The organism is Thalassospira mesophila (genome assembly GCF_002115755.1).
Classification (GTDB): domain Bacteria; phylum Pseudomonadota; class Alphaproteobacteria; order Rhodospirillales; family Thalassospiraceae; genus Thalassospira; species Thalassospira mesophila.
This window is the reverse complement of record NZ_JFKA01000009.1, coordinates 28,542-46,481: the sequence shown is the minus strand read 5'-3', so window position 1 is coordinate 46,481 and position 17,940 is coordinate 28,542. Positions and strand designations below refer to the sequence as shown.

General features: G+C 54.6%; 15 protein-coding genes. 9 read left to right on the top strand and 6 right to left on the bottom strand.

Translation table 11 applies throughout. The annotated features are described in order from the left end of the window. Positions 1–217: 217 nt before the first annotated feature. Both purU and TMES_RS16820 read left to right on the top strand, forming a co-directional pair. Positions 218–1,075, top strand: coding sequence for a formyltetrahydrofolate deformylase (gene purU / locus TMES_RS16825; protein ID WP_085584680.1), 858 nt, complete (start codon positions 218–220; stop codon positions 1,073–1,075). A gap of 34 nt (positions 1,076–1,109) precedes the next feature. Beyond that, on the top strand, positions 1,110–3,671 hold the full coding sequence (locus TMES_RS16820; protein ID WP_085584678.1) for a GcvT family protein: 2,562 nt from the start codon (positions 1,110–1,112) through the stop codon (positions 3,669–3,671). A gap of 87 nt (positions 3,672–3,758) precedes the next feature. Here TMES_RS16820 and TMES_RS16815 read toward each other — a convergent pair whose 3' ends face one another. From TMES_RS16815 to TMES_RS16795, 5 genes are all read right to left on the bottom strand, one after another. After that, the gene (locus TMES_RS16815) at positions 3,759–4,313 is read right to left on the bottom strand and encodes a sarcosine oxidase subunit gamma (RefSeq protein WP_085584676.1); all 555 of its coding nucleotides are present in this window, start codon (positions 4,311–4,313) and stop codon (positions 3,759–3,761) included. A 12-nt stretch (positions 4,314–4,325) separates the two neighbouring features. Next, complete coding sequence (locus tag TMES_RS16810) at positions 4,326–7,319, bottom strand: sarcosine oxidase subunit alpha (protein ID WP_085584674.1); 2,994 nt, start codon at positions 7,317–7,319, stop codon at positions 4,326–4,328. After that, positions 7,316–7,618 carry a sarcosine oxidase subunit delta gene (locus TMES_RS16805; protein WP_085584672.1) on the bottom strand — a complete coding sequence of 101 codons (303 nt, stop codon included), beginning with the start codon at positions 7,616–7,618 and terminating at the stop codon, positions 7,316–7,318. Before TMES_RS16805 ends, TMES_RS16810 begins: the two co-directional genes overlap by 4 nt. 11 nt (positions 7,619–7,629) lie before the next feature. Continuing rightward, entirely contained in the window at positions 7,630–8,883 is a 1,254-nt protein-coding gene (locus TMES_RS16800; RefSeq protein WP_085584670.1) for a sarcosine oxidase subunit beta family protein, read from the bottom strand. Between the two features lie 247 nt (positions 8,884–9,130). After that, positions 9,131–9,886 carry an SDR family oxidoreductase gene (locus TMES_RS16795; protein WP_085584668.1) on the bottom strand — a complete coding sequence of 252 codons (756 nt, stop codon included), beginning with the start codon at positions 9,884–9,886 and terminating at the stop codon, positions 9,131–9,133. Positions 9,887–10,025: 139 nt separating this feature from the next. Between TMES_RS16795 and TMES_RS16790 the strand changes: the two genes are divergently transcribed. Beyond that, positions 10,026–10,919 (top strand): AraC family transcriptional regulator, encoded by an 894-nt coding sequence (locus tag TMES_RS16790; RefSeq protein WP_085584666.1) that lies wholly within the window; start codon positions 10,026–10,028, stop codon positions 10,917–10,919. 26 nt (positions 10,920–10,945) lie between these two features. Here the strand turns inward: TMES_RS16790 and TMES_RS16785 are convergent, their stop codons facing one another. Beyond that, positions 10,946–11,926 carry a GntR family transcriptional regulator gene (locus TMES_RS16785; protein WP_158091262.1) on the bottom strand — a complete coding sequence of 327 codons (981 nt, stop codon included), beginning with the start codon at positions 11,924–11,926 and terminating at the stop codon, positions 10,946–10,948. 156 nt (positions 11,927–12,082) lie between these two features. On the opposite strand from TMES_RS16785, the gene TMES_RS16780 reads away from it, so the two are divergent. The 6 genes from TMES_RS16780 to TMES_RS16755 all read left to right on the top strand — a co-directional run bounded on the left by TMES_RS16780 (position 12,083) and on the right by TMES_RS16755 (position 17,916). Beyond that, a complete protein-coding gene (locus TMES_RS16780; protein ID WP_085584662.1) occupies positions 12,083–13,072 on the top strand; it encodes a sialic acid TRAP transporter substrate-binding protein SiaP in 990 nt (329 codons plus the stop codon). Between the two features lie 71 nt (positions 13,073–13,143). Continuing rightward, positions 13,144–13,671 carry a TRAP transporter small permease gene (locus tag TMES_RS16775; protein WP_085584660.1) on the top strand — a complete coding sequence of 176 codons (528 nt, stop codon included), beginning with the start codon at positions 13,144–13,146 and terminating at the stop codon, positions 13,669–13,671. Beyond that, positions 13,668–14,945, top strand: coding sequence for a TRAP transporter large permease (locus TMES_RS16770; protein ID WP_085584658.1), 1,278 nt, complete (start codon positions 13,668–13,670; stop codon positions 14,943–14,945). The genes TMES_RS16775 and TMES_RS16770 overlap by 4 nt, the downstream gene beginning before the upstream one ends. A 25-nt stretch (positions 14,946–14,970) precedes the next feature. Then, positions 14,971–16,080, top strand: coding sequence for a mandelate racemase/muconate lactonizing enzyme family protein (locus TMES_RS16765; RefSeq protein WP_085584656.1), 1,110 nt, complete (start codon positions 14,971–14,973; stop codon positions 16,078–16,080). A 16-nt stretch (positions 16,081–16,096) separates the two neighbouring features. Further along, complete coding sequence (locus TMES_RS16760; protein WP_245835495.1) at positions 16,097–17,158, top strand: zinc-binding alcohol dehydrogenase family protein; 1,062 nt, start codon at positions 16,097–16,099, stop codon at positions 17,156–17,158. Further along, positions 17,155–17,916, top strand: a complete 762-nt coding sequence (locus TMES_RS16755; protein ID WP_085584652.1) for an SDR family NAD(P)-dependent oxidoreductase — start codon at positions 17,155–17,157, stop codon at positions 17,914–17,916. Before TMES_RS16760 ends, TMES_RS16755 begins: the two co-directional genes overlap by 4 nt. Positions 17,917–17,940 lie beyond the last annotated feature (24 nt).

Genomic DNA, 17,940 nt, shown 5'->3' with positions numbered 1-17,940 from the left:
GCGCAAGAACCGCAAAACCAGTTTCCGCCGCGCCAAAACTTGCAATATGGCAATGAAAAATGGACAGAAGATTCGCGTCATCAAGCGCGGTTGCCACGACAGCTGGCACCGACGACAGTCCCGGAAATTGTCCCGCCGACCCTGTCTATGGCCGATGATGCCATTAAGAGCGTTCGCTTTGAAATGGCTTTCATCTTGTTGAAATGGAACAGCCCCAGTGAGCGACACGTCATACATCCTGCGTATTGCCTGTGAAGACCGGCCCGGTATTGTCGCTGCTGTTACCTCGGCATTGGCGTCGCGCAATGCAAACATTGTTGAATCCAACCAGTTCTGGGACCGCCAGACCAACCAGTTTTTCCTGCGGATCGCAATCAGCACCCCGGCAGATATTGATAAATCACAGATAGAGCTGACCCTCGGCCCGGCGGTTGACCGGTTTAATATGAAACTGAAGGTTCAGGACCTGTCGCGGCGTCCCAGGATCATCATCATGGTGTCAAAGTTTGATCATGCGATGTTGCATCTGCTTTATCAGATCAAGGTGGGCTGGCTTGACGCCGAGGTTGCGGCCATCGTTTCCAACCACGAGGATGCCCGCAAGATTGCAAATCAGGAAGGCATTCCTTTTCACTACATGCCGGTGAACAGGGAAAACAAGGCTGAACAGGAAGCTGCCCTGGCCGATCTGGTTAAGGAAAGCAACGCCGAACTGATTGTGCTGGCACGTTATATGCAGGTTCTGACCAATGAATTTTCCACCCGGTTTTTTGGTATGATCGTTAACATCCACCATTCGTTCCTGCCGTCCTTCAAGGGAGCAAAGCCCTATCATCAGGCCTATGAACGCGGGGTGAAACTGATCGGGGCGACCGCCCATTATGTAACGCCCGACCTGGACGAAGGCCCGATTATTGAACAGGAAACCGAACGGGTGAACCATTCAATGTCAGCCGAGGATTTTGTCGCCACCGGTCGCGATATTGAGGCCCGGGTTCTGGCACGCGGGGTCAAATATCACCTTGAGGGGCGCGTGATGCTGAACAATCACCGCACCGTGGTTTTTACATCATAAACCACCAGCTTTGCAAAAAGAAGGAATGAGAGACATGGCTGCATTTCCCGACAGGGCTAAAGTCGTTATCGTGGGCCTCGGCGGTATCGTCGGGGCTTCGGTTGTGCATCATCTCATTGAAAATGGCTGGGATGATATTGTTGGTATCGACAAATCCGGTATCCCTACCGATATCGGCTCGACCGCGCATGCGTCCGATTTTTGTTTTGCCACCAGCCACGATCTTTTGTCGTGCTGGACGACGATGTATTCCATCGATTTTTATGAAAAAATGGGCCATTACGCGCGGATTGGCGGGATTGAAGTGGCCCGGATTGGCGATGATGAACGCATGGCCGAACTTAAACGCCGGGTCGATTCCGGCAAGGCCTTTGGCACCAATGTTAAAATCATCAGTGCGGCCGAAGCCAAGGAAAAATTCCCGCTTCTGGAAGAAGACCAGATTCAAGGGGCGATGTGGGACCCCGATGCCGGCCTTGTGACCCCGCGGTCGCAAACGGTAGCAGGCAAGCTGGTTGATCAGGCGATTGCATCGGGCAAACTGACGGCCTTTGGCAATACATCCGCGCTGGAACTGATCAGTGAAAATGGCCGCATTACGGCTGTTCGTACTGAACGCGGCACCATTCATGCCGATTACGTTGTGGTCTGTGCCGGGCTTTGGGGCCGTTTGATTGCGGAAATGGCAGGCGAAGATCTGCCCGTGATGCCGGTTGACCACCCACTGACATTTTTTGGACCGTATAACGAATTTGCCAATACCGGTGTCGAAATTGGGATGCCGCTTTTGCGCGATCAGGGCAATTCGGCCTATATGCGCGATACCGGCGACCCCAAAAGTACCGAAGGCGGGCAAATTGAATGGGGGTATTACTACGAAGAAAACCCCCGGCTGGTGCATCCGCGCGAAATACTTGAAAAACATCAGGCGCGCCTGTCGCCCTCGCAACGTGACCTGGAACTTGAAGATGTGATTGAACCGCTGGAACGGGCAATGGAATTGACCCCGATCCTGACGGAACTGGGTTTTAACGAAAGCCATTCGTTTAATGGTCTTTTGCAAGCCTCGGTCGATGGGGGCCCGTCAATGGGGGAAAGTCGCAAGTTGCGCGGCCTTTGGTACGCGGTGGGTATATGGATCAAAGACGGGCCGGGCATGGGCAAGCTGCTTGCTGACTGGATGACCGAGGGTCGCACCCATATTGACCACCACGCAATTGACTTTACCCGCTTCAACGAATTCCAGTTAAACGAGCAATATATTTACGATCGGTGCTGGGAAACGGCGAAAAAGATCTATAATCCGCCGGTCCACCCGCGCGAACCCTTTGGCAATGCCCGCAATATTCGCCGATCGCCGTTTTATGACCGGGAAGTCGAACTGGGCGGGTATTTTATGGAACTGGGTGGTTGGGAACGCGCGCATGGCTATGCCGCCAACGAACATTTGCTTGAAAAATACGCCAGCCAGGTGCCGGTGCGTGAAAACGAATGGGATACCCGCCATTTCTGGCGTGTATCCAATGCCGAACAACTGGAAATGAGTACGGATTGCGGCATTATTAACCTGTCGCATTTCCACATGACCGATATTGCCGGGCCCGACCACGTTGCCCTGATGGAATGGTTGTGTGCCGCCAAAATTGACGGCGATGGCAATATCGGCAAAGGCATTTACACCCACATGCTCGATGATGATGGCAATGTGCGGGCTGATTTTACCGTGTTTCGGATGGAAGACCGTTGCCGTATGGTCAATGGTGCCGATGCCGGGCCGCGCGACCATATCTATATGAAGCGCATTGCCGAGGATAAGGGCTTTGACGTTACCATTACCGATGTCACCGAACACTTCACCACCATTGGTATCTGGGGACCAAATGCGCGCGTGAACCTGCAAAAAGTGGTCGAAGACGCCGATGCTCTCAGCCTTGAAAACTTCCCGTTCGCGGCCATCCGCGAGATAATAATTGCGGGGAAAAGCGTTACTGCCTTTCGCATTTCCTATGTTGGGGAACAGGGCTGGGAATTGCATATGCGGTATGAAGACGGGCTGGCGGTTTGGGATGCGTTGCGGGCCGCTGGTGTGATGGCGGTTGGCGTTGAAACCTATGCAAATTCACGCCGGCTGGAAAAATCGCTGCGCTTGCAAAATGCGGACCTGATCACGCAATACAACCTTTATGAGGCCAACCTGGCCCGGCCCAAGGTGAAAGAAGCCGATTTTCGCGGCAAGGCAAAACATGTGGAATACCGCGCACGCGACCATCAACCCGCCATGCTGTGCACACTGGTGATGACCGATAATATCGATGGCCACGGTGTTGCCCGTTACCCGCTGGGATCATTGCCGGTTATGGACCCAAAAACCGGCGAAACCCTGATCGATAGCTTGGGCCGCCGGTCTTATACGACTTCAATCGCCTTTGGTCCCAGCATTGGCAAAAACATCGCCCTGGCCTATTTGCCGCACGCCTATTGTCAGGAAGGGCGCAAACTGACCATTTCCTATTTTGACGAGATTTATCCCGTCGAGGTGGTCGGCATTGGATACAAACCGCTTTATGACCCGGAAAACCTGAAGCCGCGGAGCTAACGCGCGTTTAGGATGGCAGATACCGAAAGGGGCAGACCGCAAGATCTGCCCCTTTCGGTATGCTTGTGCGCAGGTAAAGCTGGCGGGTTATTGGGCGGCCAGTTCGGCGCAACCGGTTTGAATAAGACCGATCACATGCGGGGCAAAGGAACGCCATATATCAAGGCGGAAGCGGGTTTCGCCATCCCGCCACAGAACGGTTGAAACCCCGTCGAAAACTGTGCGGCACCCGGTGCCGATGGCAATTTTGTCGATATCACGCGGGCAGCCGATACTGAGAAGGTCGACGGCACCTGGTCCTTCGATTGATATGGTCACTTCGCGGGCAGAAATATCCGTCAGGCTATGGGGCACTTGAGCATAAATGGCGGCACAGGCATTTATCAAACGCACGCTGTCGTTCGCGTCGGTCTGGATCTGCCATTCATCGGGGCCAAGGCACATCACCTCAACCGTTTCATGATGGGCGCACGCGCCAATTCGGGTTGGCAAATCCACACCAATGGCAGTTGAAACAGCCGGGATATCCGCTGCGCGCAGACGCAGTGAAAACCGTGCGACCGGTGCCATCAGCGAAACCGAAACAACATCGCCTGAAACAAGCTGGCCCGGCGTAAATTCAGGTGTAAGTGCCATCATCATATCGTTCCCGGGTTAAAGTTTCAGCCGTGCGCCGTCGGGGTCGTAAAAGACGGTCCCGGTGACGTCGGCGCTGATTACGCCTTCGGGCATTGGAATGTAAACAGTTTCGCCCACGCGGTTATGCCCGTTTTCAAGCAGCGCAAAAGCAATCGGCCTGCCCACAGCATCACTGTGATAGGACGACGTCACATGACCCACCATTTTCATGGGGATGGGCTGGTTGGCGTCCAGCACCAGTTGTGCGCCTTCTTCAAGCAGTGTTTTGCCATCCTGTGTTAACAGGCCAACAAGCTGCTTGCGACCGTCTGCTACAAGGTCGGGCCGTTCCAGCCCGCGTTTGCCGACAAAATCGGGTTTGGTTTTGCCAATCGCCCAGCTGATTCCCGCATCGTATGGCGTAACCGTGCCGTCTGTATCCTGCCCAACAATGATGTAGCCTTTTTCGGCACGCAAAACATGCATCGTTTCGGTGCCATAGGCACATATGCCATATTGCTGGCCCGCATCCCACAGGGTTTGCCAAAGGGCGCGGCCATGACAGGCGGGAACGTTCACTTCGAAACCAAGTTCGCCGGTAAAGCTGACGCGAAACAACCGGGCCGGAAAACCCGCCACCGTGCATTCCACAATCGACATATGGGGAAAGGCTTGATCGGAAATGTCCTGGCCTTCGACAAAAGGTTCCAGCAACTTGCGGGCGTTGGGGCCATTAAGCGCAATCGTCGCCCAGTGTTCGGTGGTTGATGTTAACCACACCTTCAGGTCCGTCCATTCGGTCTGAAGGTAATCTTCCATCATGTTTAAAACACGCGCCGCCCTGCCTGTGGTGGTGGTGATGTGGAAGCGATCAGTGCTTAAACGGCCAATTACACCGTCGTCCCGAATAAAACCGTCATCGCCCAGCAAAAGCCCGTAGCGGGTTCTGCCCGGTGCCAGTTTGGTCCAGGGGTTGGTGTACATGCGGTTCATAAACTCAACCGCATCGGGGCCCACAATTTCGATCTTGCCCAGTGTCGAGGCATCAAACATGCCAACCGCCGAACGGGTTGTTTTGCATTCGCGCGAAACGGCACCGTCCATATCTTCGCCGTTTTGGGGAAAATACCGGGCGCGTCGCCACATGCTGACAGGCTCAAACACCGCACCGTTTTCTTCGGCCCAGCTATCAATCGGGGTTTTGCGCGTAACGTCAAAATGATCGCCGCGATGATAGCCGACAAATGCGCCAAACGATGTTGGCGTGTAAGGCGGGCGAAACGTGGTTAAGCCTACTTTTGGCTGCGGCTTGCCCAAGGCATCGGCGGCAATGTTCAACCCGTTCATATTGGACATTTTACCCTGATCGGTTGCCATGCCATTGGTGGTATAGCGTTTTACATGCTCGATCGAATGCATGCCTTCGCGCACGGCCAGGCGCAAATCCTTGGCCGTTACATCGTTTTGGAAATCGACAAAGGCGCGTGCCTTGCCAGGATCAAGATCAGTTGGCAGTTCTGTGTGGCTGACCCCGGTGCCAACGCGGTCATTGGTAACGTCATACACGGTGTTGGTGGCAACCTTGTCAAGAGTACGGGCCGCCACCGCCCCCATCGCGGCACCGTCATTCAATGCTGCGGCAATTCCCCAAAGGCCCCTGCCCGCCCCGGCAATTTCGCAATCTTCGGTTTTGCGATCAGGCAAAAATGTTTGCATATCTGCATCCCAGGTAAGCGCGCCTTTGGTATGGGAAAACAAATGCAGCGATGGCGTCCAGCCACCCGACATTAACAGGCAATCGCATTCCAGCGTTTCAGGCGCGCCAACCTTGCCATTGATAACAGGGTTTATTCGCACCGATTTAATACGCAAACGCCCCTGTGTGCCGGTTGCGCTATAGCCCGACAAAATCCTGATTGATCGTGATTTTGCGCCGGCCACCAGCTCGACAGCGGGTTCGGCACGGGTATCAACAATCGCCTGAATTTTCGTTCCGGCATCGGCAAGGTCAAAGGCGGCGTACCAGGCGCTGTCGTGGCTGGTCACCACAACGGCGTTGTTGCCGACACGGACGCCATATTTGTTCAAATAGGTTTGCGCGGATCCCGCCAGCATCACACCGGGGCGATCGTTGCCATCAAATACCAGCGGTTTTTCCAGCGCACCCTGCGCCAAAATAACCTGCCTGGCCCGCACCCGCCACAGGCGTTCGCGCGGCATGTTTGCATTTGGTGATGATAAATGATCGGTCAGTTTTTCGCACAGGCCGACCATGTTCTGGTGATAATAGCCAATCGCTGTGGTGCGGGTCATAACGCGCACGCCCAGCGATATAAGTTCGGCAACCGTCTGATCAATCCATTGCCATGCCGGCACGCCGTCAATGATGGTTTGTGGTTCGCTTATCAAAGTGCCCCCTGCTTCGGGGTTTTCATCGACCAGTGTGACGCGCAAACCGGCACGGGAAGCACTTAATGCCGCGGCCAAACCAGCGGGACCAGCCCCAATCACCAGCACATCGGTATGCAGATAGCGCGAGGCATATTTATCCGGGTCATTTTCGCTGGGCGACACACCAAGCCCGGCCGCTGAACGGATAAAAGGCTCGTACACCTTGTCCCAGAACGATTTTGGCCACATGAAGGTTTTGTAATAAAACCCGGCTGAAAACAGCATATAGGCGCGATCATTTACCGCGCCAATATCAAACGACAGGCTGGGATACCGGTTTTGGCTGGTAACTTCCAGACCGCTCCAGATTTCCTGCACGGTGGCGCGGGTGTTGGGTTCAAACTGCCCGGCACCGCGGCGTGTGCCGACCAGCGCATTGGGTTCTTCCGACCCGGCGCAAACGGCCCCGCGCGGGCGGTGATATTTAAACGACCGGCCCATCAAATGAATGCCATTGGCCAACAGGGCAGAGGTGATTGTGTCGCCTTTATACCCTGAAACGGTTTTGCCATCGAACGTGAATTCAACTGGCGTTGTGGGGTCAACACGACCCTGCCCGGGAATGCGAAAGAGGTTCATTTCGATTTCTCCAGCAAGTCGGACAATTCAGGGCGTTTTTCACCCGCCTTGTAGGTGATCAGGAAACGGTCGCTGACGGTATCGCGCACCGCATTAAAAAACCGGCCGCAGCCATGCGAATGACGCCAGCGTTCATAATGCGGGCCTTTAACGTTGGTGCGGATAAACAGAAAATTGCGCCATTCTTCATCACTGACCGGGCTTGAGGCATCAGGCCGCGCAATATGGGCTTCACCAGCATAGGTAAATTCCAGTTCCGGCAGGGTTTGCGCGCAATAGGGGCAATGGATCAGCAACATATCCGTTCTCCTTAGTGCGCAACGGCGGCGGCAGCGGCTTCGTCGATCAGACGTCCGGTGCCAAATCGCTCTAGCGTGAAAGGGGCATTAATGGCGTGGGGTTCGTCTTTGGCCACGGTCCATGCCAGCATGTGTGCCGCCCCCGGTGTGGCCTTGAACCCGCCCGTGCCCCAGCCGCAATTTACATACAAACCCGGCACCGGGGTTTTACCCAGAATTGCCGAACGGTCTGGCGTCACATCAACAATGCCGCCCCATTTGCGCAACATCCGCATTCGGTTAAAAATCGGGAAAATTTCACAGATGGCCGCCACTGTATGTTCAATCAGGGGCAAGCCCCCGCGCTGTGAATAGCTGGTATATTGGTCGGTCCCCGATCCGATTACCAGTTCGCCCTTGTCGGACTGGCTGATATAGGCATGAACGGTGTTGGACATGACAACACAGGGTAAAACCGGTTTTACCGGCTCGGACACCAGCGCTTGTAACGGGTAACTTTCCAGCGGAAGCCGCACGCCAGCCGTATCCATCACAACCGATGTATGCCCCGCTGCCGATACCGCAACTTTTTTTGCCCCAATGAAACCGCGCGCGGTTTCAACGCCGGTAACATGCCCGTCCGGGCCGCGGCGAATGGCGGTTACCGGGCAGTTTTGAATAATATCAACCCCACGCATGGCGGCTGCACGGGCATAGCCCCAGGCAACCGCATCATGGCGGGCGGTTCCGGCCCGGTTTTGCAACGCAGCTCCCAATACCGGGAAGCGTGCAGTGGGCGAAATATCAAGCGGCGGGCAAAATTCCCTGGCTTCTTGCGCGCTCAGCCAGCGGTTATCAACACCGTTTAACCGGTTGGAATGAATATGACGCTTGAAACTTTGAACATCATGAACGTTATGCGCCAGCATCAAAACGCCGCGCTTTGAATACATTACGTTGTAATTCAAATCCTGGCTTAAGCCATCCCACAGATCAAGCGCATGGTCATACAGACGTGCGCTTTCATCATACAGATAGTTAGAGCGAATGATTGTGGTGTTACGGCCAGTATTACCCCCGCCAAGCCATCCCTTGTCGATCACGGCAACATTGGTAATGCCATGTTCCTTGGCCAGATAATAGGCCGCGCCAAGGCCATGCCCGCCAGCACCAACAATGATGACGTCATATTCGGCTTTTGGCTGGCTGTCCGGCCATTGCGGCGCCCAGTTTTTGTTCCCGGTCAGCGCGTTTTTCAAAAGCGATAGCGCAGAAAAATGGGTCATGAAAAGCCAGCCCCTGAATTTTTTGATTTTGCAACTGTATCAAGGGGAACATGACACGAACCGGAAAAATGCGACACTTTCATTGTATGATTGCGCACCGGTCCAGTTTGTTTAAGAAACAGCCTTATGACCCTGCCGTGCCGGTGATGAAACATGCGGGTCAACGGATATTGACCGCCAGGCACAACAAGCCCGGCGGTCAATATTCATGGTGGCGTCATACGCAGCAACGAGATTGCGATAAGGGCTAGATCGCCTGCCCGCCAGAAACCTCAATTCGCTGGGCATTCACCCAGCGGCTATCTTCTGAAAGCAGGGTGGCGATCATGGGACCGATATCGTCAGGAACACCGACACGACCCAGCGATGTCATTTCAGCAAAAACCTTGTTCAGATCGGGCATATCGCGCACGGCACCGCCCAGAAAATCGGTTTCGATGGCCCCGGGTGCGACGGTGTTAACCGCAATGCCGCGCGCGCCCAGTTCTTTCGCCATATAAATACTCAAGACCTCGACGGCGGCCTTAACGGCCGAATAGGCCCCAAAGCCGGGATAGGAAACCCGTGTCAGCCCCGAGGACAAATTTACAATCCGCCCGCCATCGGCAAGCCGCGGCAGCAAGGTTTGGGTCAGAAAAAACACACCTTTGAAATGAACATCGACCAGTTTATCGAACTGTGCCTCGGTGGTTTCAGCGATTAGTGCCATGTCCCCGTGACCGGCATTATTAACCAAATGGTCGAAGGTTTCACGTTGCCAATGTTCTTGCAAACAGGGGATCAATTTTTTGGCGAAAGAAGCAAAGCCTGAGACGTTACCAAGGTCAAGTTGCATCGCAACGGCTTTGCGGCCCAGCGCCTGAATTTCAGCGACAACAGCTTGCGCTTCAACCTTACGGGTTTGATAGGTAATGATCACGTCGCTGCCCTTGCGGGCGATGCTCAGGGCGGTATTACGGCCAAGGCCGCGGCTGGCACCGGTAACGATTGCAATTTTAGTCATGGACAACTCCTATTGTTTGCAGGTGTTGTGTCTTCTAGCGCTTAACGGGCGATCGCGTCGTTGCCGGAACCTCCACATGGTTAGCCTATTCCTCCAATCGGGATTTACCATGCCGGTGCAATAAGGGTATGGTCTGGGCATGACCAGTCAGCTTTTAGCGAGTGTAAAAACATACGCGGCCGCAAATGCCAACCGTGGCGGCATTGCCCAAACCCCCATTCCGGGGCTAACCACCATTTGTGCAACGGCACCTGGGGGGCTTGATTATGCCATTTCGCGGCCTTTGGTTTGTCTGGTCGTTCAAGGCGGAAAACAGGTGGCAATGGGGGCCAATAACCTTACATTAAAGGCGGGCGATACCCTTTTGATTACGGCTGATGTGCCGACCGTCAGCCAAGTTACACAGGCAAGCGAAACGGAACCTTATCTGTCGCTGGTACTTGATCTGGACCGTTCGATTATTGCCGATCTTGCGGTGCAAATGGCGGCACCAGCCGACACCAACGACATTGCCGTGCGCGCAGCACCTACCGAACCAGACGTTGCCGAGGCAGCCTTGCGGTTGATACGATTATGCGAGCGACCTGAATCGATAAAAATTCTGTATCCGCAGTTGGTGCGTGAACTGCATTACTGGTTATTGATCGGCCCGCATGGCGCGGAAATTCGCCAATTGGGCTGGCCTGATAGCCACAACCAGCGGATTGCCCGGGCAATTGCCCTTATGCAGGCTGAGTTTAATAAAACCCTGACTGCCGACCGCCTTGCCGATACTGCAGGCATGAGCCCGTCATCCTTCTATCAACACTTTCGCGCCGTAACGTCACTGTCGCCCCTGCAGTTTCAAAAACAGTTGCGCCTGATTGAAGCCCGGCGCCTGATCATGTCGAAAGCGATGACCACAAGCAGTACGGCCTATGCCGTGGGGTATGAAAGTGTGTCGCAGTTTACCCGCGAATATCGCCGCATGTTCGGCCTGCCCCCGGCAAAAGACCGCGATAGCCAGTTGTTTGCGATTATGGAAACTGGCTGATATGTGCCTGCATTCCCAGACCGTTTTTACACCGGCACCATAAAGTCGGGCCGGTTGGGCAGATGGCTGTCTTGCAAGTCCGAGAGACGGCGCAAGGTGGTTTCGCGCGCGCGCATCAAATGCTGTTCAAGAAGCGACGATGCCGCCATGGCATTTCCCGCTTTTAGCTCGAAGGCAATGGCGAGATGTTCGGTGATGGTGCTTTCGACAATGTCGTAGGACTGGGTTGCGACAAAGGAAATGTGGGTTGAAATCAGCGGTAACTGGCTGCGATGAATGGCATCGTTCATCGGGCGATTATCGCCGCCAAGAATAATATCAACGTGCAAATCCTTTTCCAGCCGCAAAATATCATCCGTCGTTACCGTTTCAATCCGGCGCTGGGCGGCTTCAAGGCGGGCAATCATTTTACCAAGCGATGATTTTTTAAGGGTCCCGGCCACCGTGCGAAGCGCCAAAGGTTCGAGTGCGCAGCGCATGGCGTAATGGTCGCGAATGTCCTTGTCGGTCATGGGGCCTGCCTGCCAGCGACCATTGGGTAATTGGCATACCAGCCCGACCCGTTCGATCCGGCTTAGAAATTCGCGCGCAATCGTGCGGCTAACACCATAGTGCCCCGCCAGCCGCGCCTCGCTAATGCGATAGGTGCCAAAGACCAGGGCCGATGCCACGGTCAATTCGGCTTCGTCAAATATACGCATGCGCCAGTTGCGGTTGCCCAGCACGCCTTGCAGTTCGGGATCAATATCAAGGTCAAGCTCGCCAAACCGTGCCCCATCTGGCGCAGCGTTGCCGGTGCGCACATATCCCTGCCCGCTGGCACTGACAAGTGCGCCTTCTTCTTGCAGACGGGCAAGGGCCGCGCGCACCGGCACCCGCCCGATATCAAGCATTCGGGCAACGTCGGTTTCGCGAATGCGGACCCCGCAGGGAATCCGGTCCTGGGCGATGTTTGATTTCAGAATTTTATAAACCGCATCATTGATGCGCGGTGGTTCGGTTTTCATCCGGGCCCTCATTTTCCCCGTTTTATCCCCTGCGATCCGGTATTTCGTCAATTCATTTAAAATGGATATTGCGCTCAATATCCATTTTTGCTAGGTCTCGTATCCAACAAAAGCAAAAACACGCCACACCGATATATTTCCATGGGAGGAAACCCGATGTCTTTTTCACTGCGCAAAATAGTTCCTGCTGTCACATTGGCGGCATCGCTGACGCTAGGGCTGTTCACCACGGCACAGGCGACCACAATTTTAAAATTCGCCCATGTTTATGATGAATCAACGCCGTACCATAAGGTGCTGCTTGACGCGGCCAGGGCGATTAAAGAACAGACCGATGACCGCTATGAAATGCAGGTTTTTCCGTCATCTTCGCTGGGCAACGAAGAAGCCATCAATGAAGGCCTGTCACTGGGCACCATTGATCTGATTTACACCGGCCCGGCCTTTATGGCGCAAAGCTATCCAGAGATCGGCATTCTGGATTATCCGTTTGTTTTTCGCGACTTTGATCATTGGCAGGCCTTCTGGAACAGTGCCCTTCGCGATGAAATGGCAAAGGGCTATCAGGACGCGACCGGCAACGTCCTGATCACGCACACCTATTATGGCACCCGTCAGGTAACCGCGAACAAGCCAATCCTGAAACCTTCCGACATGAAGGGCCTTAAAATTCGCGTCCCCAATGCTCCGGCTTATACCCTGTTCCCCACAGCTGTTGGCGCCAACCCCACCCCGATGGCCTTTTCCGAAGTTTATCTTGGCCTGCAACAGGGTGTTGTCGATGCCGAGGAAAACCCGCTGCCCACCATCAAGGCAGCCCAGTTTTACGAAGTCCAAAGCGATATCAGCCTGACAAGCCACACCACAGCAACCCTGACCACGATTATGTCGGGTGTGACCAATGACAGCCTTTCAGATCAAGATCGCAAAATCATTTTCGCCATCCTGAAAGATGCTTCTGCCAAGGCAACACAGGATGTTCGCGATCAGGAAGCCAGTCTGGTCGCCTGGTTCAAGGGCAAAGGTGTCAATGTCCATGACGTTGACCGTCAACCCTTCATGGATATCGTCCAGCCGCTTTTGCAGAAGGACAACATGCCGTGGTCGCCAGAGACCTTCAAACGTCTTGAAGCAATCGGGCAGTAATATCCTGTCATGCAGGGCGAACGGCGCAGGTGCCGTTCGCCTCCCCCCGGTCAAGCGTGGTGAAGGTGGCAATGAACAACCTCTCATACGACCAGAAGATTGCCGAGGAAATCACCTCGCAAATCGACGCTCAGCAAACCGACATCAGCGATATTTCATGGTGGGATGCCCCTGTTTTTGCAGTGTTCTGGGCGCTTATTCTTGTCGTTTTCCTACAGTTTTTTTCGCGCTACGCGCTTAACAGTTCTATCCCCTGGACCGAAGAAATTGCTCGCTATTTGTTAATCGTGGTGACGTTTTCCGGTGCCTTTATTTGTGCGCGCAAGAAAAGCCATATCTATCTGGATTTCTTCCACCTCTACATTCCCAAAACAGCATCCCGCTTTCTGTTTTTCCTGATGGACATGATCAGTGCGGCGTTTTTTGGCTATGCCGCATGGTCGGGGGCCGCACTGGCCAATCGTGTCGGGCATCAACGCATGATCAGCATAGATGTGCCACGCGGATACCTGTTCTGGGCCGTGGTTGTCTGCCTTGCCATTACCGCACTTGTCACACTGGTGCGTGGTTTTCACACCCTGCGGAGGCCCGCCCCATGAGCCTTGCTATCATGTTTATTCTTCTGGCAGTTTTGCTGGTGTGTGGTGCGCCGGTTGCCGTTGCCCTTGCCGGGTCATCGCTGGTTTACCTGATCATCGCGGGCATGCCGCCGATCAGCATGCTGCATAATATGATCAACGGGGTTAACAGCTTTCCATTGCTCGCCGTGCCGTTTTTCATCATGGCCGGTCATTTGATGAATACCGGCGGTATCACGGTGCGCATATTTAACTTTGCCCGCGCCCTTGTCGGTTGGCTGCCCGGCGGGCTGGGTCATGTTAATGTCGGTGCCAGCGTGATTTTTGCCGGGATGTCGGGCGCGGCTGTCGCCGATGCCGGGGGCCTTGGCAATGTTGAAATCAAGGCCATGCGCGATGCCGGGTATGAAACCGGGTTTGCCGTGGGCATTACGGCGGCCTCTTCCACCATTGGTCCCATCATCCCGCCGTCCTTACCTCTGGTCCTGTATGGCGTTATTGCGCAGGTCTCGATCGGGCAGCTGTTTTTGGCCGGTGTGGTGCCGGGTCTTTTAATGGCCGTTGCCTTAATGGCAATGGTAGCGTGGTATTCGCACCGCCGGAACTATCCCAGGGACCGTGCCTTTTCATTGTCGGGCCTTGGCACGGCCAGCAAGGATGCCTTTTTACCGATGATGACCCCGGTGATCATTATTGGCGGCATTTCCACCGGCCTGTTTACCCCGACCGAAGCCGCCGTTGCCGCGGTGGCCTATTCGCTGGTGTTAGGTCTTGCCGTTTATCGCACATTGACCATCCGCCATTTGTTGCGCGTGACCATGGACACCGTTGAAACAACAGCGGCGATTATGCTGATTGTGGGGGCGGCGGCAGTCTTTGCCTGGATTTTAACGGCCAACCAGTCGGCGCAGCATCTGGGAAATTTCGTTCTTGGTTTTACCGACAACAAATACCTGATCATTTTCATGATGATGGTTCTGGTGCTGATTGTTGGCTGTTTCATGGAAACAATTGCTGCGATTACCATTCTGGTGCCGGTTCTTCTGCCCATTGCCCACACGGTGGGTATTGACCCGGTTCACCTTGGCATCATCGTTATCCTCAACCTGATGTTAGGGCTGTTAACACCGCCGGTTGGCATGGTGCTTTATGTGCTGTCGCGCGTATCGGGTGTGCGCTTTGAAGAATGCGTCAAGGCAACCGCACCTTTCCTCATCCCGCTTTTGATTGTGCTGTTTTTGCTGGCCTTTATCCCGCAACTCAGCCTTGCCCTGCCCCAATTGCTTTATCGCTGAAACCGTATTTAAAGGAACTGGTCAATTGAAAATCACGGCCCTTAAAACCTTCATCCTGCATGTTCCTGTTACCCGCAACGGCGTTTCAGACAGCACCCACACCCTGACCCATTGGGGCGCGCCGGGGGTGATGATTGAAACCGATGCCGGGATTATCGGTTATGGCTATTCGGGCACCCATGCCCATTTGCCGACCGACCGTTTGATCACGCAATGCATTGAAACCTGCTTTGCTGATTTGATTATCGGGCGCAATCCGCTGGAGGTGACCGCCCTGTGGCGTGAAATGGAACGTTTCCCGCCAGTGCAATGGGTTGGCCGGGGCGGCATAACCCACCTTGCCCTTGGTGCCATTGACGTTGCGCTGTGGGATATCAAATCGAAGGCCAGCGGCATGCCGTTGTGGCAGGAAATGGGCGGCAATGCCCGTAAAATTGGTGCTTATAATACCGATGGTGGCTGGCTGAACTGGCCAATGGAAACCCTGATTGATGATTGTCGCCGCCTTGTGCAGGATGACGGTTATACCGGGGTTAAAATCAAGGTGGGCAGCCCGAACCTGAGCACCGACATCAAGCGCCTTGAAGCCGTGCGCAAGGCCATTGGCCCTGATGTTACCCTGGCGGTTGATGCCAACGGGTTGATGGATTTGCCAACGGCAATGCGGTTTGGCAAATATCTGGCCGATACCGATGTGATGTGGTTTGAAGAACCGCTTTGGTATGATGATGTGTTTAGCCACAAGCGCCTTGCCGAAAGCATCTCAACCCCGATTGCCTTGGGCGAGCAGCTTTATTTACCCCACAATTTTGCAACCTTTATCGAGGCCGGGGCCCTGCATTATGCCCAGCCCGATGTTGCCCGGTTAGGCGGCATTACCCCATGGATACAGGTTGCCGATATGGCCCTGAATTATGGATTGCCGGTGGTCTCGCATGTGGGGGACATGATGCAAACCCATATCCACACCGCCATCGGCCATCCATCCAACACCATGCTGGAATATATCCCGTGGCTGCGTGAATGCTTTACCGACCCGGCAACAGTTAAGGACGGTTATTTCCTTGTGCCCCAACAACCCGGTGCAGGCACCACCTTGCGTGACGATGCCCTTGATCGTTTTGGCGTGGCATAAAAGGCAGGTAACAATCATGAATACACACATGAAAGCCATATGTATTGACGCGCCGGGCAGCATTTCGCTGACCCGGCGGGCCATTCCGGCCCCCGGCCCCGGTGAAGTGCGCGTTCGTCTGCTTTATGTTGGCTATTGCGGGTCCGATCTTGGCAGTTTTCAGGGACGGAACCCGCTGGTGAATTTTCCACGGGTTCCCGGACATGAACTTTCGGGCATTATCGACGATATCGGCGACGATGTCCCCGCATCCCTTGGCGTTGGGCAACGGGTGACCATATTGCCCTATTTTAATTGCGGCACATGTTTTGCGTGTCGCAAAAACCGGCCCAATGCATGCCGCAATAATCAGACGATGGGGGTGCAACGTGAAGGGGCGCTGGCGGAATATACCTGTGTTCCCCACAACCATATCATCCCGGTTAACACCCTTTCCCCGCGCGACACGGCATTGATTGAGCCATTGGCGGTCGGTTTTCATGCCGTGGAACGGGCGCGGATTGAACCGGGCGAAACCGTTGCGGTTTTAGGTGTGGGCATGATCGGGCTGGGCATTGTTCTGGCCGCCCTGCGCAAAGGCGCGCACGTGATTGCCGTGGATCTTTCAGCACAGAAACTCGAGATCGCCCGTCAGTTAGGGGCGGTCAATATGGTTAATGCCGCCACCGAAAATGTCGTTGATCGCTTGCTGGCCCTGACAAACGGCGACGGCCCGTCAGTTATTCTGGAGGCCGCAGGCAGCCCGCATACCTTTCGTCAGGCTGTCGATGCGGCATCGCAATGTGCCCGCGTGGTTTATGTGGGTTACACCAAGGTGCCGGTCGAATATGAAACGCGCCTGTTTGTTTCCAAGGAAATTGAAATTCTGGGGTCACGCGGGGCAACGCGCGATGATTTCAAACACGTCACCCGGTACCTTGAAGATAACCCGGCCTGTGCCGATATCATCATTTCAAAAATCGTGCCGATTGATACCGCCGATGCCGCCATGCGCGAATGGGCAGCGGCCCCTGGTGCGATTACCAAAATTCTGATCCGTTTTGGCGATTATCAACCCGAAAACGGGGATGAAAAATGACGATGAATGCCTTTTCGCTGGCCGGTCACCGTGCCCTGATTACCGGGGGCAGCGGCGGCCTTGGCCGTGCCATTGCCAAATGCTTTTTCAGTGCCGGGGCCGAGGTGATCCTGACGGGCAGCAACGAGCAAAAACTGGCGATGGCAAAACAGGATTTGGGCGATAATGTTGGTACAATTGCCTTTAACGTAACAGATACGGCAAACGCCAAGTCCTTTGCCCGTGATGTTGAAAGCCGGTTTGGCCCTGTATCCATTCTGGTCAACAATGCGGGCAATACCGTCAAAAAACCGTTTGCCGACATGACGACAGATGATTTTACCAGTGTGATGAACACCCACGTTACCGGTGCCTTTGCCCTTAGCCAGGCGTTTTTACCGCAGTTAAAACAAGGGGGCCGTGGATCGTTGCTGTTTACGGCATCGATGGCATCGTTTTTGGGGATACCGCATGTGATTGGTTATTCGGCCGCCAAGTCAGCCTATGTCGGAATGGTGCGGTCGCTGGCGACCGAGCTTGCGCCCGAAAATGTCCGGGTCAATGGTGTGGCGCCGGGCTGGATCAAGACCGATTTGTTTGAAAAAGCCACCAAAACCGACCCGGCCCGGTTTGAAAAAATCAAGGCGCGCATCCCGATGGACCGCTTTGGCACGCCCGAAGATATTGGCTGGGCGATGACCTATCTTGCATCGCCAGCGGCGCAATATGTTACCGGGGAAATTCTGGTGGTTGATGGCGGGGCGTTACACGGGTTTTAGCCGGAATTAAAGCCCCCGTTGCGA